Source organism: Cryobacterium roopkundense (assembly GCF_014200405.1).
Taxonomy (GTDB): Bacteria; Actinomycetota; Actinomycetes; order Actinomycetales; family Microbacteriaceae; genus Cryobacterium; species Cryobacterium roopkundense.
In genome coordinates, this window is record NZ_JACHBQ010000001.1 from 412,443 (window position 1) to 431,324 (window position 18,882).

15 protein-coding genes are annotated in these 18,882 nt (G+C 66.6%); 4 read left to right on the top strand and 11 right to left on the bottom strand.

The annotated features are described in order from the left end of the window. Nucleotides 1–210: 210 nt before the first annotated feature. Nucleotides 211–1,419, top strand: coding sequence for a PucR family transcriptional regulator (locus BJ997_RS02005; protein ID WP_035835617.1), 1,209 nt, complete (start codon nucleotides 211–213; stop codon nucleotides 1,417–1,419). A 22-nt stretch (nucleotides 1,420–1,441) separates the two neighbouring features. Here the strand turns inward: BJ997_RS02005 and alr are convergent, their stop codons facing one another. The 3 genes from alr to BJ997_RS02020 form a co-directional block, all read right to left on the bottom strand. Continuing rightward, nucleotides 1,442–2,611, bottom strand: coding sequence for an alanine racemase (alr, locus tag BJ997_RS02010; protein WP_236628828.1), 1,170 nt, complete (start codon nucleotides 2,609–2,611; stop codon nucleotides 1,442–1,444). Nucleotides 2,612–2,681: 70 nt separating this feature from the next. Beyond that, on the bottom strand, nucleotides 2,682–5,165 hold the full coding sequence (locus BJ997_RS21300; protein ID WP_035835616.1) for a KAP family P-loop NTPase fold protein: 2,484 nt from the start codon (nucleotides 5,163–5,165) through the stop codon (nucleotides 2,682–2,684). 83 nt (nucleotides 5,166–5,248) lie between these two features. Then, on the bottom strand, nucleotides 5,249–6,226 hold the full coding sequence (locus BJ997_RS02020; RefSeq protein ID WP_035835615.1) for an NAD(P)H-quinone oxidoreductase: 978 nt from the start codon (nucleotides 6,224–6,226) through the stop codon (nucleotides 5,249–5,251). A gap of 192 nt (nucleotides 6,227–6,418) precedes the next feature. Here BJ997_RS02020 and BJ997_RS02025 point away from each other — a divergent pair, with 192 nt between their 5' ends. Then, a complete protein-coding gene (locus BJ997_RS02025; protein ID WP_084141081.1) occupies nucleotides 6,419–8,086 on the top strand; it encodes a tetratricopeptide repeat-containing diguanylate cyclase in 1,668 nt (555 codons plus the stop codon). 41 nt (nucleotides 8,087–8,127) lie between these two features. Here the strand turns inward: BJ997_RS02025 and BJ997_RS02030 are convergent, their stop codons facing one another. Both BJ997_RS02030 and BJ997_RS02035 read right to left on the bottom strand, forming a co-directional pair. After that, entirely contained in the window at nucleotides 8,128–8,673 is a 546-nt protein-coding gene (locus BJ997_RS02030) for a hypothetical protein (protein ID WP_052542006.1), read from the bottom strand. 26 nt (nucleotides 8,674–8,699) lie between these two features. Next, the gene (locus tag BJ997_RS02035) at nucleotides 8,700–9,713 is read right to left on the bottom strand and encodes an Lrp/AsnC family transcriptional regulator (protein ID WP_035835614.1); all 1,014 of its coding nucleotides are present in this window, start codon (nucleotides 9,711–9,713) and stop codon (nucleotides 8,700–8,702) included. Nucleotides 9,714–9,863: 150 nt separating this feature from the next. Here BJ997_RS02035 and BJ997_RS02040 point away from each other — a divergent pair, with 150 nt between their 5' ends. Together BJ997_RS02040 and BJ997_RS02045 are read left to right on the top strand one after the other, a co-directional pair. Next, entirely contained in the window at nucleotides 9,864–11,399 is a 1,536-nt protein-coding gene (locus BJ997_RS02040; RefSeq protein ID WP_035835613.1) for an AbgT family transporter, read from the top strand. Nucleotides 11,400–11,432: 33 nt separating this feature from the next. Continuing rightward, nucleotides 11,433–12,599, top strand: a complete 1,167-nt coding sequence (locus BJ997_RS02045; protein WP_035835612.1) for a M20 family metallopeptidase — start codon at nucleotides 11,433–11,435, stop codon at nucleotides 12,597–12,599. Between the two features lie 107 nt (nucleotides 12,600–12,706). On the opposite strand, the gene BJ997_RS02050 is transcribed toward BJ997_RS02045, so the two are convergent. The 6 genes from BJ997_RS02050 to BJ997_RS02075 all read right to left on the bottom strand — a co-directional run bounded on the left by BJ997_RS02050 (nucleotide 12,707) and on the right by BJ997_RS02075 (nucleotide 18,826). Beyond that, nucleotides 12,707–13,750, bottom strand: coding sequence for an LLM class flavin-dependent oxidoreductase (locus tag BJ997_RS02050; protein WP_035835611.1), 1,044 nt, complete (start codon nucleotides 13,748–13,750; stop codon nucleotides 12,707–12,709). 46 nt (nucleotides 13,751–13,796) lie between these two features. Next, complete coding sequence (locus BJ997_RS02055) at nucleotides 13,797–14,435, bottom strand: NADPH-dependent F420 reductase (RefSeq protein WP_035835610.1); 639 nt, start codon at nucleotides 14,433–14,435, stop codon at nucleotides 13,797–13,799. Nucleotides 14,436–14,513: 78 nt separating this feature from the next. Further along, the gene (locus BJ997_RS02060) at nucleotides 14,514–15,539 is read right to left on the bottom strand and encodes a LacI family DNA-binding transcriptional regulator (RefSeq protein ID WP_035835609.1); all 1,026 of its coding nucleotides are present in this window, start codon (nucleotides 15,537–15,539) and stop codon (nucleotides 14,514–14,516) included. Next, nucleotides 15,536–16,960 carry a GH1 family beta-glucosidase gene (locus tag BJ997_RS02065; RefSeq protein WP_035835608.1) on the bottom strand — a complete coding sequence of 475 codons (1,425 nt, stop codon included), beginning with the start codon at nucleotides 16,958–16,960 and terminating at the stop codon, nucleotides 15,536–15,538. The genes BJ997_RS02060 and BJ997_RS02065 overlap by 4 nt, the downstream gene beginning before the upstream one ends. Before the next feature lie 37 nt (nucleotides 16,961–16,997). Continuing rightward, nucleotides 16,998–17,837 carry a carbohydrate ABC transporter permease gene (locus BJ997_RS02070; protein WP_035835607.1) on the bottom strand — a complete coding sequence of 280 codons (840 nt, stop codon included), beginning with the start codon at nucleotides 17,835–17,837 and terminating at the stop codon, nucleotides 16,998–17,000. Further along, nucleotides 17,834–18,826: a carbohydrate ABC transporter permease gene (locus tag BJ997_RS02075; protein ID WP_084141079.1), complete on the bottom strand. Its 993-nt coding sequence runs from the start codon at nucleotides 18,824–18,826 to the stop codon at nucleotides 17,834–17,836. Before BJ997_RS02075 ends, BJ997_RS02070 begins: the two co-directional genes overlap by 4 nt. Nucleotides 18,827–18,882: the final 56 nt, after the last annotated feature.

The following is an 18,882-nucleotide window of genomic DNA, read 5'->3' on the forward strand; positions in this document are numbered from 1 at the left end:
GTCGAGTGCGGGCCGAAAGCGGATGTTGCGGGCCGCCCCGCCCGTGCCACAGCCGGTCTCGCAGGCCCGGAATTGCCCCTTTTCCGGGAGTTTTCTTGTCGGAGTCTGGCGTGGCCCGCGAGTCCGCCGGCCACGCCGGGCTCGACAAATGTTGCGCCAAGCCGCGTCGATTGTCGCCTGACGTTCATGCGGCTCCGTAGGATTGACACCATGAAAGCGGCCGATATCGACCAGGCGGTGGCCATCATCGCCGCGCACCTCGGCCGCGCCCTCTCGCTCGAAGACCTGGACGGCGGATTGCTCGCGTACAGTGCGCACCAGGCCACGGCCGACCGGGTGCGCACCAACTTTCTTTTGAGCAAGGTCGTTCCGCCGGATGTCAGCGCCTGGCAGCTCAGTCACGGCATTGCCACGGCCGTAAAACCGGTTCCGGTGCCGGCGAATGCCGAGCTCGGCATGTTGGGCCGGGTCTGCGTGCCGCTGCTGGCACGCGGGTTCCGGGTCGGGTATCTCTGGGTGCTGCAGCTGGATGACGAGTGCGAACCCGATGCCATTGTGCAGGAGCTGCGGGTCATCCGTCCCGAGATGGACACCCTCGCCGAGATGCTGCTCAACCGCACGAGCGCCGACTCCGACGGGCGGCGCGCCCGCGAGGCGCAGTTTCTCTCCGCCTGTTTCGGTGACCGCGATGCCGTCGTGTCGGTGGGCGGCTGGCCTGGTGTGCATGGCCGGGGGCCCTGGCGCCTCGCCACGCTGCTGGAACGCGGGGACAACGCCCAGCGCAATCCTGTCGAGAGCAGCCTGCTGCAGAGGCTCTCCGCCCTGCATGCCACGCTCGGAATCAATAGAGTGCTGTTTTCAGCGGGCACCGAAACGCATGCCGTTCTGCTGCTGCAAGACGCGATCGACGGCGTCGACGAGTCCGAGATTCTGCGCCGTTTCGGGCTTGAGGTGTCGCGCCGCGCCGGACAGCCGGCCGCGCCGGCCCTGCTCGGCCTGAGCGAGCCCTTCGCTGACCTGCGTCGACTGCCCGGGGCCTACGCCGAGGCGCGCAGCGCCGTGCAGGCGGCCTGGGTGGATTCCCAACTCGGGGCGCTCGTGTCGTTCCGCGCCATCGGGGTGTACCAGTTCCTCGCCGTGGAGGGACGGGAGGTGTCGCCGGGGGAGTCGACCCTTTACTCCGAGTTGCGGGAACTCGACCGTAACGGGGAGCTGCTCCCGGTGCTTGAACTGCTCTATGACAAGGACGGTTCAGTGGCGGAGGTGGCGGAGCAGCTGCATTTGCACCGCACCAGCATTTACAACCGGCTCGGACGCATCCGCTCGCTCATCGGCGTGGATCCCCTGGGTGGTCAGGTCCGTCTCGAGCTGCACCTCGCGATCAAGGCCGAGCGCTGGGCCGGCCGCCCCCGACTGTAGCTGGCTCTGCTCTGGGCAACCCTCAGGCGTTGCGGTAGACGCGGGGAACCCGCGGGCTGATGCGCGTGACGACCTCGTAGTTGATGGTGCCGGCTGCGGCCGCCCACTCGTCAGCGGATGCTTCGCCGTCGTCCCCAGAGCCGAACAGCACCGCTTCGGCCCCGATCACCGACGCTCCCGACGCCACGAGCGCGGCCTCGCCGAGGTCGATCACCATCTGGTCCATCGCGATGCGTCCGACCACCGGATACGTCACGCCGTTCACCCGCACCGGACCCCCGGTGGCGATGCGCGGAATACCGTCGGCATAGCCGAGCGGAATGAGGGCGAGCGTCGTCGGCGCCGTGGTGCGGTAGCTCAGCCCGTAGGAGACGCCCTGCTCGGCGGGTACGTCTTTGCACACCGACACGAGCGTGCGCAGCTTCATCGCGGGGCGCAGCCCGAGGTCGGCGGAGGTCTTATCGGCGAACGGGGAGAGCCCGTAGATGGCCAGGCCGGCGCGCACGAGGTCGAAGTGGGTGTCGGGCCGGGAGAGCACGCCGGCGCTGTTGGCGAGGTGTCGCACGACAGGGTCAAGCCCGGCAGCCTGCGCCTGCGCGACCGCCGTGGTGAACACCGCGAGCTGCTCGTCGGTCTCCACGCGGGACGGTTCGTCGGCCACCGCAAGGTGCGAGAAGATGCCCACCACGGTCACATCGCCGGTGAGTTCCGCCTGTCGAGCCACGGCCACGAGGTCGGGCCAATCCTCGGGGGTGCTGCCGTTGCGGCCGAGACCGGTGTCGATCTTCAGGTGGATGCGTGCGGTTTTTCTCAGTTGCTGCGCGGCCGCGACGATGTGTGCGAGCTCCCAGCCGGAGCATCCGAGGTCGATATCGGCGGCGACGGCGGCGTGAAAGTCGCTGTCAGTGGTGTGCAGCCAGGCGAGCACCGGCACGGGGATGGCGGCGGCGCGCAGGGCGAGCGCCTCAGAAATGTGCGCCACGCCGAGCCAGTCCGCGCCGGCCTCGAGCGCCGCGTGGGCAACGGGAATGGCCCCGTGACCGTAGGCATCCGCTTTCACGACGGCCATCAACCGGGCCGGGGCCGCGAGGGCCGCGAGGTGACGCACGTTGTGTCGGATCGCGTCGAGGTCGATCACGGCCGCGCGCTCGGGCAGCCGGTCGGTGGAGGTGGAAAGCGCTGCAGATTTCACACGTTGCAGCCTAGCCCTCGACGGGCCGCACGCCCAGACGTGGGCCGCCGCTCGCGCTGTCGGCGGCCCGTCAGTCGGTGTCAGCGCTCGCCCCCACCCGGATTCCCGTGCACTCGCGCACCTGGGAGGGGGTGAGCGGGCCCCAGTCAGGGCTCGCCACCACCGCGCTCACGTCGGGGGTGGCGAGCAGCGCGGCGATCGGCTCGGGGGTGCCACGGTGGTTCGGGTCGATGTCGTCGGGGTGGGCGCGCAGGTGGTCGGCGAGCATCGGCCAGCGTATCTCCACGATCGTCCAGAGCGCGAGCGGCGTGGTCTGCAGGGGAATGCCCTCGAGGGTGCGCAAGGACTGCAGGGTGCCGTAGGTGTGCACGAAGAGTTTGATGCTGCGCGGGTTGGGTTCGAGCAGCTTCCAGTAGCGCCCAAGTTCGTGGCGGGTTCCGGTCTGCAGCGTGGGGTCGGAGAATTTCACGGCAGCGGCGCCGAGCACCTTCATGCGGGTGTCCGAGTCGGTCAACGTGCTGGCCTCTTCCGCGGCCTGTGAGATCTCGGGAGCCGTGGTGGCGTTATTGACCTGCTCGGTGATCTTCCTCGCCAGGGTGCGTTGTTCGGCGGATGCCGGCTGCGCGGCGCCCGTGAGCAGGGCATCGAAGAACGCGCGTTTCGACTCCTCGGTGATCGAGGGCAGGCGCACCTGCAGTTGGAAGATCTTTTCCAGAAAAAGGTAGCCGAGCGGCCGGCCCGGCACATCGGTGATCTTCACCTTGCCGAAGTGGCTCTCATAGCTCGAGCGGATCCACTGCCCGTCGGCCGCCACGAATGCGTAGGGGCCAGCCGGTCGCTTCTTCGTGGACGGGCGGCCACGCGGTCGCTCCGGAGTGTCCCGCACCAGGGTCTGCATCACCTCGAGAAAATCGATGATGTACTGCTCCTCGCACCGGTCGAGGTCGTCGATGAGAAACACGACGGATTTGTCGGTGCGTAGCAGGGTGCGTGCGAAAAGCTGCTGCACCTCCCACATCGGGTTGGCGCTCTTGGCCACGAACGCTTCGGCCGAGCGGCGCGATTCCGGCACTATGAAGCCGTACGCGGCGGTCACGCCCGCCCACCCCAGCGTCAGGAGGCCGAGGATCTTGCCGATCGAGTTGGCGACCTCCCCGCCCAGGGTTACATCGAAGTTGAACACGAAGAGGAACACCAGCACGGCGATGAGCGCGGCCACGGTGGCCACAAAGGGCACGAGCCGGGTGCGGATCACGTCGACGTGGCTTCTTGCCCGGGCGGCCATGCCGTGCGCGGCATCCGTTTCGATGGCCTGCCGCAGGGCGTTGTGCAGCGTCCACCACTGCACGCCCACCTGCTGCTCACGCCAGGCGTTCACCTTCACGATGAGAAAGTCGCCCCGTAGTTCGGTTTCCAGAAATGTGAAGAGCGAACTCTTACCCGAGCCCCAGGCTCCGTCGATGTGTACAAGGAACGAGTTGCTGTCATCTTCGGCCATGCTGCGCAGCCGGGTGGCGAGGGCCTCTGCCAGAAAGCGGCGGCCCAGCAGGTCGTCCGACGCGGGGGTGTCGGAGGTCCACTTCGTGCGGTCGGCTTTTGTGTTGCGGGGGAGTGCCCGAGCCGTTGCGCGCCAGGCGCTCAGCAGCCCGCCGGCCGACAGGGCGTCTTCGAGAACCTCGTCGAGCTCCGCGAGCCCGAGCACGACAAGCTGCCCGTCGATCACATCAATAACGTCCGTTTGCGTGTCGGCGTAAAGCCCACGCACGCGTTCGAGCCAGTCCGCAACGGATGCCGTGGGCCCGGAGTGCACTCTCAGCCTCACCTGCGCGAAGCGGCCGCCCACATAGTCCCCGTGTTCGCGCTGGATCTCGGCGGCGAGTGCGCCGGCCGTCACCGCGCTCGCAGGCGCGAGACGGTCACGGGCCAAGCGCACGCCGCGGGAGAACACGTCACCCTCGGCGCGGGCCGTGGGGTCGTGGGGTGGGGTGTGCTCGGCCGAGGCCGGTTCCGCGGAGCCGGCCATGGTTTTCGCCCGAGACGCGCTCCGAGCCGACCTCGGCTTGCGAGGGGTGCTACTGTCCCGTTCCAGGGCCGAGAGTGCCTTCGCGTAGTCGAAGCCCAGTTTGCGGAGGCGACCAGGCAGACGCCCCTCCTGCCCCGACTGTGCGGACCTGAGGATCGCCACAGCCAGGTCAGTGAGGCCGATCACGGCGGGCGCCAGCGAGCTGAGATAGCTGCGCACGGCGTTGGCGAACTGCGGGTCCAGAGCTGGGCGGTCCGACGTGACCGTGCGTGACGGGCTTCCGATCCCGAGGGTCCAGCCCAGGTCGGTCACCGGAACTCCCGCGAGCGCCAGGGCATCCGCGATCGCCGTGTCGAGTTCCGCCAACGAGAACAGGGCGGTGGACCGGGTGATCTCCGATCGATCACTGGCTCCTGCCAGCATGCGCTGCCGCTGCACGCCAGCCGCGTCGTGCTCGAAGCGCGCGATGGAGGGCGAGGGCTTGTGCCCGGCGGAAACGATGAGTTGTTCGAGACTCACGGGTGCGTCCACGAATCCTCACTCCAAACGGTCGCAGCAGGCCGAGGCTGGTGCTGGGATCGTAGGCCCGGCTCCCACACCGGTCAAGGTCGTCGCTACGGCACAAGCACGATCTTGCCCACGTGAGCGGATGCCTCGAGCCGCCGATGCGCTTCCGCTGCGTCCGCAAACGAGTAGATGCTATCGATCACCGGGCGAAACTGTCCCGATTCGACCCACGGGGAAACGGCGGCGTGGAGAGCCCGAATGATCTCGGCCTTCTCCGCAAGCGGGCGAGAGCGCAGGGTGGTTCCCCAGTAGCGACCGCGCTTCTGCATGAGGTGAAAGGGGTTGAAGGTGGCAGGTTCACCGCTCTGGTTGGCGATCACCATGATGCGTCCGTTGGTGGCGAGGGCCGCCACGTTGCGGGCGGCGTAGGAGCCGCCCATGATGTCGAGAATGACGTCGGCACCGTGTTCGGCGGTGGCAGCCTTCACCTCGGTCACGAAGTCCTGCTCGCGATAGTTGATGAGAATCTCTGCGCCGAGGCTCTCGCAGACGGCGAGCTTCTCAGCCGACCCGGCGGTCACGGCCACGCGCGCGCCGACCAGCCGGGCGAGCTGAATGGCTGTGGTACCGATGCCGCTCGCTCCGCCGTGCACGAGCAACGTCTCGCCGGGCATGAGGTCAGCGCTCATGAACACGTTCGACCAGACGGTTGCCAGTGCTTCCGGCAGCGCGGCCGCGTCCACGAGGTCCATCGTGAGGGGAACGAGCAAGACGAGATCTTCGTGCACCACGGCCTCCGTGGCGTAGCCGCCGCCGGCCAGGAGGGCGCACACCCGGTCGTGTACGTCGAATCGAGTGACGTCGTCACCCACTTCGATCACCACGCCCGATACCTCGAGTCCCGGCCACTGTGGGGCGTCGAGGGGCGAGGGATAGTGGCCCTGGCGCTGTGCGACATCCGCTCGGTTGACGCCCGCCGCGGCGACCGTGATGCGGATGTCCCGGGGCCCGAGCACGAGCTCCGGAACGTCGGCCAGGGTGAGAGCGTCGGGTCCGCCGGGGGAGGTCACAATGATTGCGCGCATGCCCGCAGCCTACGCGCGGGGCTTCGGTGTGGTGAATCGGTACAAAAATATCGACAGAACGACCGTTCTATCCGCCTTTGGGTACCTATGCTGTCCCTAAGGCCTGATTTGGTTGGGCCGTTCGTAGCTACACTCAGCGATGCGAACATTCACCCGGTTCAGTAGAAGCCGCGATCAGCTGGGGGGCTGAAAATGATGAGACCCGACATCGATGTAGACCAGCACGTCGTGACGTCCGTCGACACGCTGCTCGAGTGCAGCCGGCGCTCGAGCGAAGACGGTCAGCATCGGCTCGGTGCGGAGCAGTCCGAAGACGCCCTGGCTTCCCCGACTGCCACCGCCCTGCAACGGGCCCAGGCCCGCGAGCTGCTCACCCTGCACCGCCTGCGCTTGGGCGATTATCAGGCCTGTGTGCAGCAGGGGCTCCTCGCGCTCGAGTATTTCACCGAGACCGGTGATCTGCTGGCCCAGTCCAACGTGCACTGCACGCTCGCATTGGCTTTCACCGACACCTCGCTCAATGAAACAGCCCTGCGCCACGTTCTCGGCGCGCTCGGCGCGGCGCGCGCGTGCGGAAACCCTGTCGCCGAGTTCTGGGCGCTCAGCCGCTCCTCGCTCGTGCACGGGGCCATGGGTGATGCCGCACGTTCGGTGGATTTGGGCACGCAGGCCCTGGCTGTGGCTCAGACGCTGAATGACCAGGAGACCAGCTTTGTCGCGCTGAACAACCTCGGCGACACGTACCTCGTGATGTCGCAGGCATTGCAGGCCCACGATGAAGACGCCACGGAGCCCCTGAACGAAGCCCTGACGCTGATGCGCGCTGCCGCGGCACTCGCGCAGGAACAGGGAAACCCCTTCAACGAGGCGCTCGCGCGCACCAACCTCGTGAGCATCCTGATCAAGCTCGGCCAGCATGACGAGGCCCGTGAGCACGGCCGCCTGGGCAAGATACTTAGCCGCGCCCACGGCTATCGGAGCCTCGAAATCGACATCGACGCCCAGCTTGCCGAGCTTGTGCGGGCGGCCGGACGGTTCGCCGAAGCTACCTCCATGATGGAAGCCCAGCTTGCCGATCCTGATATCGAGGAGGAACCCAAGCTGATCGCCAAGCTGCACCGCTCCCTGTACGAGATGCACAAGGCAGGCGGCCGGTTCGATAAGGCACTCGGGCACCACGAGCAGTTACACGCCGTGTTGCTGCGCACGACAGTGCAGACTGCCGGGCTGCAGTCCCAGATGCTGATCAACACGATCGAGATGGAGCACGCCCGGCATGAACTCGAACGCTCCCAGCTGGAAGCCAAGATGGCTCGCCTCCGCGCCGAAGAACTCGACGCTCAGGCCCACACCGACCCGCTCACGCGGCTGTCGAACCGTCGCGCCCTCGACCGCGAACTTCCCTGGATGATGGGGCTGGCTCAGACCGGCGTGCAGCCGTTGTGCGCCGCCATGATCGACTTCGACCACTTCAAGCAGGTGAACGACCGGTTCGGTCACGGCATTGGCGACGAGGTGCTCACGACCATGGCCTCCATGCTGCGCACGATCACCCGCGGCACTGACCTCGCCGTGCGGGTGGGCGGCGAGGAATTCCTCCTAGTCTTCTCCGACACCGGGCTCGACGAGGCCGCGCAGGCCTGTGAGCGCCTGCTCGCCTCGGTGCGCAGTTTCCCGTGGGAAACGCTTGCAGCCGGTCTGGCCTGCACGGTGAGCGTGGGAGTAGCGGCGCTCGAGCCGCACGAAACGGTGTCCGCGTGGCTGGCGCGAGCGGATGCTGCCCTCTACACGGCCAAGCACGCCGGCCGCGACCAGGTGACAGTGGCTGCTCCCGACCGGGCGGCCCCGGTCGGGTCCTAACCCGGGCCCTCAGCGACGCATCGGATGCCGGCGGCATCCACTCAGGCAGTCGGCCCGAACTCTCCGTCAGTGCGCTCGTAGGCTGCGGCCAGGTTTGCGCTGGCTGCCCGCGCCGAGCGAACGATCAGCACTATGAGGGTGACCATGGCCGCGGTGCTGACCAGATAGAGCACTACACCCCACGGGGCGTGATCCCCGCCCGAAATCATGAACGTGTCCGCGAGCGACATGCCGGGCGCGAAGGCGACGAACATGTGACTCGGAGCCGCGAACACCAGGAGCACGAGATAGGCCGCCACCACCAGATCGATCCGATTGGTGCGTCGAGCGGCGGCCGTCAGAAACACGGCGGCGGCGAGTGCCACGCCGATTGCGCCCCAGCCGATCACCCAGTCTGCGGTGAGGGACTCGTTCGCGCGCGCCATGTCCGCACGGATCTGGCCCAGGGTCGACCCCGGAACCGCCGCGAGTGGATTCCACACGAGCACCTGCAGCACGCCCGCGAGCGCGTAGGCGCACACGATACCGAGACCGAGCCCGGCCATCCTGACGGTTCGGTGCGGCTGCGGTATCTCCGTTTTCCCCATGTTGCCATGCTACAAGCCCTCGCGGCTCAGCCGCCGAGCGACGGCGGCGTGAAGGCTCCGAGCCGCTGGTTCTCGCCCCGCAGCATCCAAAAGCGCTTGCATTCCAGCAACATGGGTGCCACATCGAGGGCGCGCACGCCGGAAATTGCGCCGAACTCATCGTTCACGAGCTGTGCCAGGTGTGACCTGTCGCGAGCGAGGCCCGTGCAGAGCACATCGAACTCAGCGGCTACCTGCGTCACGAACCGAGTGGCCGGATGCCTGGCCAGGGCCTGGCACACGGCCCCGGTGGCATTCAACTCGGTTTTCACACCCAGGACGAACGGCAGGGCATAGCCGAGGTACGTTCCGTCGATCTCGACTCTGGCCCGGAACCAGCCTTCTGCGATGAACTTCTTCACCATTCGACTCGCGGTCGATGTGGCCACGCCGAGGGTTCTGCCCAGACTCGAAGCCGGGAGCCGGGCGTCTTGCTGCAGGAGCTGAAGCGCCTTCCGCTCAAGCGGCTCGAGAGACACCGGCGCTTGTGGTGAACCCGGCGCGGCACCTGGCGGTCGGCCGATCTCCGCGAATCGCCGTGTTTCGTCGGCGGACAGCACCTGCGGATCCCACCCTGAGCCCTTCGACGCATAGGCGAGAACCGGAAGAGTGGTGATCGCCGAGACACCGGGCAGGGCGTATATCTCCATCAGCAGCTCCAGCGTGGCCGCTTCGCTCGCCGCGTGCACGGTGGCGAAGAGGGGAAAGCGGCCGAAGGTGAGTCCCAGATGCTGCACGTCGGGGAGTCCCTCGAGGCGCTGGGCGACAGCCAGGGGAGTGCTGTCGCGCGTCTCGATTCGCAGGTGAACCGGCAGAGTCGTGGAGAACAGCCCCCAGTCGATTTCCCCCACGATCCGCAAGACGTTCTCGTTGGCGAGACGCGCATAACGGCGGGAAAGCGTGCTCGCGTCCACGGGGAGGGCGCTGGCCAAATCGTCCCAGGTGGCTCGGGGCGCGAGGTGTAGAGCACCGACAATCGTGCGGTCGAGATCGTCGAACATGATCGCCAGCCCCTCTGGTAGTGAATATGTCGCCGCTGTTTCCAGTGCGTAAGTATTGAACGAATCCACGATAATTATCGTGACATCGCAATGATTCTGCAATAGCGTGTCCCTCAACGCTTTTTTCATGCACCACACGGGGAGTAGTTGATGACGACAACAAACGTGGCCAGGCCTCAATCCAAAGCTATTCGTGCCGCCTTCCGCACCTTCGCGGCCATTGAACGAGTCGGCAACCTGCTTCCGCATCCGTTCTGGCTGTTCTGTATTTTGGCCGGGCTGCTCATCGCGCTGAGCGCCTTCCTGCAGTACAGCGGAGTCTCGGCCGTGAACCCGACGAGCGGTGACACCGTCACCGTGCGCAGCCTCCTGAGCGCCGAGGGCATGCAGGTGATGATCGGCCAGGCCGTCACCAACTTTGCCAACTTCCCGCCACTGGCGACCATCCTCACCACGATGCTCGGCATCGCGATCGCGGAGCGCAGCGGGCTTATCGACGCGGTGCTGCGCAACACAGTCACCAAGGTGCCCACGAAGTACGTCACCTTCGCGCTCTCCATGGCCGCCATGATCGGCCACGTTGCCGGAGACGCCGCCTATGTCACCTTGATCCCGCTGGGAGCCTTGGTCTTTCGCGCCGTGGGCAAGAGCCCGGTACTCGGTGCGATTGTGGCGTTCGTCTCGATCTCGGCCGGCTACGACGCGTCGCCGGTGCTCACGACGACCGACGTGCTCCTCTCGTCCATCACGACCGCGGCCGCAACCACCATTGATCCCTCGGTCACGGTCACTCCGTTGGCCAACTACTTCTTCGGCCTCGCGTCGTCAGTGCTGATTGCAGTCACCATCACGATCGTGGTCGAGAAAGTTCTCTCCAAGCGCCCCGACCTTGCAGAGGACGTGGCCAACAACCCGTCCACGACAAGCCTTACCGAACTTCAGATCACGCCGGCCCAGCGCAAGGGCATGCGCGTGGCTGGAATCGTCTCCATCGTGTTCCTCGCGGCGATCGTGATCGCCATGATTCCCTCAAATTCCGTTCTCCGCGGTGAGGGCGGCAGCATTCTGGCGTCACCGGTGATCGCGGGCATGGCCTTCATTATTGGGCTCTTCTTCGGCATCGTCGGTTGGGTCTACGGCCGCGTGGCGGGCACCTTCGCGTCAAGCGCCGATGCCATCGCGGCCATGGTTGAGGGCATCAAGACCATGGCACCGATCCTGGTGCTCTTCTTCGCCATCTCCCAGTTCCTGGCCTACTTCAAATGGACCGGCATCGGCGAGGTGCTGGCCATTACCGGAGCGGGCACTCTCGACAACACGAACGCTCCTGGCTGGCTCATCCTGCTCGGGATCGCCATCCTCATCTCGTTCATGAACCTCGTTATCACGAGCGGGTCGGCCATGTGGTCCCTCGCCGCACCGATCTTCGTTCCCATGCTCATGCTGCTCGACATCCCGCCGGAGACGACTCAGGCCATGTACCGCATCGCCGATTCGGTGACCAACTCTGTCACTCCGATGAGTCCCTACTTCGTTATGGCCCTGGGGTACATTCAGGTCTATCGCAAGTCCGCCGGCATCGGCACGCTTGCCTCCTTCACCATCCCGCTCGCCATGGTGGTGTGGGTGGTCTGGATCGCCTTCTTCCTCATTTGGTACGCCCTGGGCATCCCCTTCGGCATCTGAACACCCGCACGATCCACGCAAAGGACTCCACCCATGCCAGACCTGATCCACACCGCAGAAGCCCACCAAACCGACATCCTCACCGATGTGCACGACCTCGTCGGGATCGAGTCGCACAGCTACGACAAGTCCGGCCTCGACCGGGGGCTCGCCCACATTGATACCCTCGTGCGGAAGCATCTCGGGGAACCTGGCGAGAGCATCCGCTCCGACGGCGGCGCCCTCGGCGACGTGCTGCGCCTCACCTACCCGGGTACGGGGAGCGGCGCCGTTCTGGTGATCGCGCACTACGACACGGTCTGGCCCACCGGCACGCTCGCGGGCTGGCCGGTGAGCAGCCAGACGGATGCCGCGGGCCGCTCCATCGAAACCGGCCCCGGCATCTTCGATATGAAGACGGGCCTCGTGCAGGGGATCTGGGCGTTGAAGCTGCTGCGCGAGTCGGGCAAGGCCTATCCCACCGTGACGTTCCTGTTCAACGGTGACGAGGAGATCGGCTCGCTGGTCTCCCGGCCGATCATCGAGGAAGCCGCGCGGGCAGCGGATGCGGTGCTCGTGCTCGAGCCCACTTCCGACGGTGCCGTGAAGACGGGACGCAAGGGAGTGGGCATCTTCAAGGCCACGGCTACCGGGGTGGAGGCGCATGCCGGGCTCAACCCGGCCGACGGCGCGAGCGCCATCCACGCGCTGGCGGCGTTCGTCACAGCGGTGAGTGGCATCGCCGATCCGGACCGTGGCACGACGATCAACGTGGGGCTGATCTCCGGTGGATCCGGCACGAACGTGGTGGCCGGCACGGCGGTCGCCGACATCGACATTCGCATCGAGGATCCGGCAGAAATGGCCAGGGTCGACGCGGCGTTCGACGCTGTCGAAAGCGCCGACCCGCGCGTCACGATCACGGTCGATCACGGCTGGAACCGTCCGCCCATGTCGCTGACCGCACCCGGCGAGCGGCTGCTCGCCGTCGTGCAGCAGTCGGCCGCCGACCTTGGGGTCGAGCTCGAAAACGTCGACGTGGGTGGCGGCAGCGACGCCAACTTCGTGTCGGCCCTGGGCGTTCCGGTGCTGTGCGGCATGGGCGCGGTCGGCCACGGCGCCCATGCTCGACACGAGTTCATCTACCCCGACGCGATCCCGCTGTACACGGCGATCACGGCGGGCACTCTCGCCCGGCTCGCCGACGGCTTGGCCGTGTGATCGCCGGGATTTGCCGCGGCTGGTCGGTCGGGGCGGGGTGAGCCGGTCTGAGGGTCGGCGTGCGAGGTCTCGATCGCTCCTTCGTCGCGCCTCGACTGGAGGGGTCGTTACTTGGCGGCGAGCAGGCGCTCGACGCGGGGCTTCACCTCGGTCGCGAGCAACGTGATCGATTCCATCAGGTACTCGTGCGGCAGTCCGCCGTGGTCGCCCTGCAAGAAGTGGCGCATGTGGCCGAGGTGGCCATGCAGGGCCACGATGCGCTCCGCCACGTCGTCGGGATGGCCCACGAAGTACGCGTTGGGCGCGTCGACCTGGGCCAGATAGGAGCTGCGTTGCGGCGCGGGCCAGCCGCGCAGCTTGCCCATTTCGATGTTGAGGTTCACCCACCCCGGATACAGGCGCTCCACAGCTTCCTTCTTGGTGGGGGCCACGAGTCCGAACGTCGCCACCGAGACCTTGATGTTGTCGCCGGTGTGGCCGGCCTGCGCAGCCGACTGCCGATACAGCTGGGCGAGCGGCGCGAAGCGGTGCGGCTGCCCGCCGATGATGGCGTAGGCGAGCGGGAGGCCGAGGCGTCCGGCGCGCGCCGATGACGGCGCGCTTCCGCCGGTGGCGATCCAGATAGGCAGCGAGCCCTGCGTCGGACGCGGCACCACGTCGAGCTCGGGGATCGACGGCCTGGCGGTGCCCGACCACGTCACGTTCTCTCCGGCGCTGTTGTTGAGGGTCAGCAGCAGGTCGAGCTTCTGCGCGTAGAGCTCGTCATAGTCGTTCAGGTCGAAGCCGAAGAGCGGAAAGGTCTCCACGGACGACCCTCGTCCTGCGGTGATTTCGATACGGCCGCCGCCTGAGATGGCGTCTGCGGTGGCGAACTGCTGGAAGACCCGCACCGGGTCATCCGTTCCGATGATGCTCGCCGCACTACCGAGCTTGATGCGCGTCGTGGCGGCTGCCGCGGCGGCGATGATCGCACCGGGCGACGAGGCCGGCATCGACAGGGTGTGGTGTTCCCCCACTCCGAAGTAGTCCAGGCCCACCGTGTCCGCGTGCACGATGGCGTCGAACAGGTTCTTGATGGCCTCGGCGGTCGAGCGCTGGCTGCCGTCGGGGTTGAGCTGGGTGTCGCCGAAGCTGTAGGCGCCGATTTCCACTGTGTTCTCCGTTGTTCGATGCGGGTGTGTGCTGTGGCGGGTGTGACTATGCCGCGAGGGGCTGATGCACGAGGGCGCGCAGCTGGGGCGCCGTGTGACTGCCGGTGAAGATGGCCGTGGCCGGTTGGAAGGCGCGGCCCGCAGCGAGCGTCCCGGCGTCGACGGCATCGTAGCCGAGACGGTCGATGAAGCCCATCACGAGTTCTTTCGCGGCAGGGTCGTCGCCGGCCACAGCCAACGCCCGGCGGTGCGGATCAGTGGCGGGCTTGTCGTCTTCCTCGAGCTCGTGGTACCCGATGTGGTTGAGCGACTTCACGACGCGGGCGCTCGCGAGAAACTGCTCCACGACCTCGCTTGAGGTGCGGGCGTCGTTCTCGAAATCATCGGACACGCCATCGACGGGTGCCCAGTAGTTCATGGCGTCGATGACAACCTTGCCCGCCAGATCATCGGGGTTCAGCGTGCGGTACTTGTGAAGAGGGATGGCCAGCACAACCAGATCGGATGCCGCGGCCTCGCTGGATTCCACGGCCTCGGCGCCGGGCGTGACGATATCCACGAGGAGGGCGTTGTCGGCGGCGGGCTTGGCGGTGGCGATGCGCACGCGGTAGCCGGCCTTGAGGGCCTGCCGGGCGAGGGCGGTGCCGACGCGTCCGGCGCCGAGGATGCCGATCGTGGGATGCATGCGGACTCCTTAGATGTGCTGTCCTTCCGATCCTACGTCGGACAGATTATCTATGCAAATGCATACAGTGCGGCGAGGTCAGGCTGACGCGCGTCGCACGAAGGTGGTGGGCAGGATGGTGCGCCGGGTCACCGATGGATCACTGCTGAGCAGGCGCAGCAGACCGTCCGCCATTAGGTAGCCCGCCTCCTCTGAAGGTTGGCGAATGGTGGTGAGCGGTACGCTCGCCGACACCGCGGAGGGGCTGTCGTCGAAGCCGACCACGGCCACATCCTCGGGGACGGCTCGTCCCCGAGCGCGCAGTACCTCGAGTGCCCCGGTGGCCATGAGATCGCTCGCCACGAACAGAGAGTCGATGTCGGGAACGCGATCGAGCAGCCGGTTCGTGGCGAGAGCGGCTCCGGCGGCGGTGAAGTCAGCGTGTTCAACGGCATCCGTTTCGAGGCCTGCCGCAGCCATCGCGTTCGTGAAGCCAGCGAAGCGGTCTTGCCCGGCGGGCATGTCGAGCGGCCCGGTGATGGCGCCGATGCGGCGGCGGCCGGCGTCGACGAGATACCGGGTGGCATCCGCCGCCCCGGCGGTGTTATCGACGTCAACGTAGTAGGCGTCTGCTGCGGCCTCGCTCGACGGCCGTCCGCCGAAGACCAGCGGCAGGGCGCCCACGATGCCGGCAACGAAGGCGTCACCGGTGTGGTGCGACACGATCAGGGCGCCATCAACGTTTCCCGAGCGCAGATACCGCATGGTCTTGTTGCCGGGGTCGCTCGCGGCGACGAGCAGGTTCAGCGTGTAATCGCTCGCGTCCAGGCGACGGGTGATGCCCTGCACGATGGCGGCGAAATACGGGTCTCCGAAAAACATCGCCAGGTTTTCGGGAACGACGAGCGCGATCACCTGGGTGCGGCGGTTGACGAGGGACCGGGCTGCCCGATTGGGCACGTAGTGCAGCTGGTCAATGGCGGATTGCACCACGGCCTGCACGTCGGGTCGTACCTTGGGCGAGCCGTTGACCACCCGGCTCACGGTGGCCCGAGAGACCCCCGCCGCCGCGGCCACCATTTCCAGGGTGGGCAGACGTGAGGCGGGGGCGAGATCGGTCGTCATTCTGTCAGCATAGGCACAAGCGATCGATTCCGAATGATCGCCGCGTAGGCGTGACCACTGTCTTTCACCGTGCGCTGCTGCGTGCGGTAGTCCACGCGTACGATCCCGAACCGCTTGGCGTATCCCCAGGCCCACTCGTAGTTGTCCAGCAGTGACCAGTAGAAGTAGCCCTTCACGTCGACTCCGGAGTCGATGGCGTCGAGCACGGCGCCGAGGTGAGCGGTGAGAAAGTCGGTCCGGTCAAGATCCGCTACTCGGCCGTCGTCGGTGACCACGTCGTCGTACGCGGCGCCGTTTTCGGTGACGTACAGGCTGGTTGCGAGGGCGCCGGTGTACTCCCGGTCGACGCGCTGCAGCAATTCGGTGAGGCCGGCTGGCTGCACCTCCCAGTCCATCGCGGTGAGGGGCAGCCCCTGCGGGTGGTGAAAGACGCCGTCGGCGGCGGGGAACGGGGAGCGAATGACGCGCGTGGTGGGCGCTTCGCCGGGAAGCGGATGCTGCGCCGGCCGATCGCTCACCAGCTCACCGTGGTAGTAGTTCACGCCCAGGGCGTCGATCGGCTGCATGATCTGAGCCAGATCGCCGTCGCGAATCACCGCGTCGAGTCCGAGCTCGGCCACGTCATCGAGAACGTCGGCGGGGTACTCGCCGCGAAAGATCGGGTCGAGGAAGAAGCGGTTGAACTGTCCGTCAATACGACGGGCGGCATCGACATCGCCGGGGTGGGTCGGGTCGACGGGCTTGGCGACGGTGAGGTTGAGGGTGATGCCCAGATTGAGGTTCGGGTCGCGCTGGCGCAGCGCGTCGACGGTGAGTCCGTGGGCGAGGAGCAGGTGGTGCCCGGCGGCGAGACCGGCCTCCGTGCTCTGTCGTCCGGGAGCGTGAGCCCCGGCCGTGTAGCTGAGAAAGGAGGAGCACCACGGTTCGTTGAGGGTGGTCCAGATGTCGACCCGGTCGCCGAGGGCGTCGTGCACACCGAGGGCGTAGTCGCGGAAGCGTTCGGCGGTGTCACGATTGGCCCAGCCGCCCTGGTCTTCGAGGGTCTGCGGCAGATCCCAGTGGTACAGGGTGAGCCACGGCTTGATGTTCGCCTCGATCAGTTCGTCGACCAGACGCGAGTAGAAGTCCAGGCCGAGCGGGTTGAACGCGCCGCCGTCGGGCTGCACGCGCGCCCAGGACGTGGAGAAGCGATAGGTCTGCAGGCCGAGCTCGCGCATCAGGGCAACGTCGTCGCGGTAGCGGTGGTAGTGGTCGCAGGCCACGTCACCGTTGTCGGCGTTGATGACGGCGCCGGGAACGCGGCTGAAGGTGTCCCAGATGGAGTCTGTGCGGCCGTCTTCATGGGCGGCGCCTTCGATTTGGTAGGCGGCGGTGGCCGCTCCGAAGAGAAAATCGCGGGGAAAAGTACGTGAAGAAGTCATGGGGTCCTAACGGGGAAAAGGGGGGAGCGGGGGCGGGTCAGCCTTTGACGGCGCCTTGCATAATGCCGGTGACGAGTTGCTTACCCAGAAAAATGAACACGAGGATCAGCGGGATGATCGACAGCACGACCCCGGCAAGCACAAGCGAGTAGTCCACGAAGAACGCTGCCTGCAGCTGTTGCAGGGCCACCGGCAGGGTGGGGTTGCCCGGGTCGAGAACGATGAACGGCCAGAAGAAGTTCGTCCAGGTGCCCACAAACGTGAACAGGGCGAGCATGGCGGCGGCCGGCCGGGCGGCAGGCAGGCCGACATGCCAGAAGCTGCCGAGCATGCTGGCGCCGTCCATGCGCACGGCCTCGATTAGTTCGTCGGGCAGGGCGTCGCGCAGGTACTGCGTCATCCAGAACACCCCGAAGGCTGTCACCATACCGGGCACGATAACGGCCCACAGGCTGCCGGTCCAGCCGAGCCTGCTCATCACGATGAACAGCGGCACGACGCCCAGCTGGGTGGGGATGGCCATCGTCGCGATCACGAAGATGAGCAGTCCCTCCCGGCCGCGAAACTTGAGTTTCGCGAACGCGTACCCGGCGAGTGTGGAGAACATCACCACGCTGATGGCCACGGCTGAGGAGACGATGATGCTGTTCATCAGGGCCGTCCAGAACGGGATCGTGTCGATCACGCGCAGGGCATTGGCCACGAAGTTGCCGCCGGGAAGCCAGAGCCAGCCGGGCTGGTTCAGGGCGGAGGCATCCTGGCTGCCGATCAGGAACGACCACCAGACGGGAAAGAACGAGGCGCCGAGCACGGCGAGCAGCGCCCCGTAGACCCACAGTCGGGGTGGGCGGTCATAGCCGCCGACTTTGCGGCTCATCGGGTGCCCTTCGTTGGTATGACAGGAACGATCTTGGCGATCCGTTCGGTGGTGGCGGCGATGCGCCGACTCACCAGAAAGTTGACGAGGGCGATCAGCACGATGATGAGGAACAGCAGCCAGGCGACAGCGGATGCGCGGCCGAAGTCGCGTTGGCCCCAACCCAGCTCGTAGATGTAGAGGGTGAGGGTTTGCCATTGTCGGTTGGCGCCGCCCTGGCCGGCCTGGTCGAACATGCGCGGCTCGTCGAAGATCTGCAGTCCGCCGATGGTGGACGTGATCACCACGAAGATGATCACGGGGCGCAGCAGCGGAACTGTGATCGACCAGAAGGTGCGCAGCCGGCCGGCGCCGTCGAGGGTGGCGGCCTCGTAATAGTCGCGCGGTACCGCCTGCATCGCGGCCAGGAAGATCAGCGCCGTGTAGCCGGTCCAGCGAAAGTTCACCATGGTCGCGATCGCGATGTGGCTGGGGATCACGTCGACGTGCCAGCGCACGGGCTCGCCGCCGAGGGCGATGATCACATCGTTGATCAGGCCGTACCGGTCGCCGAACAGGTCGCTGAAGATGAGGGCGACAGCCACCGGGGCCACCACGTAAGGCAGCAGCACGCCCATGCGCCAGAACGTCTTGGCACGCAGGTTGCTGTCCAGGAAGGCGGCGATGGCTAGGGCGAGCACCATCTGCGGAATGGACGAGAGCAGAAAAATGCTGAACGTGTTGCGCAGCGAGGTCCAGAAATACGGCTGGGAGAGCACTGTGCCGTAGTTCTCCAGACCCACGAAGTCACCCTGACCGCCGATCAGGTTCCAGTCGTGCAGGGAGACCCACGCGGTGTACGCGAGGGGAAACAAGCCCACCAGCGCGAACACGATGAAGAAGGGGGAAATATAGAGGTAGGGAGAAAAGCGCACGTCCCACCGACTCAGGGTGTGGCTGAAGGCAATACGACGGATGCTGCGGGCATCCGCTCTGATCGCAATGGACATTCGGGTTCCTCGCGGCCGGTGGTGCATGGAGAAGGGAATGCCGGGTGCAGCGGGGC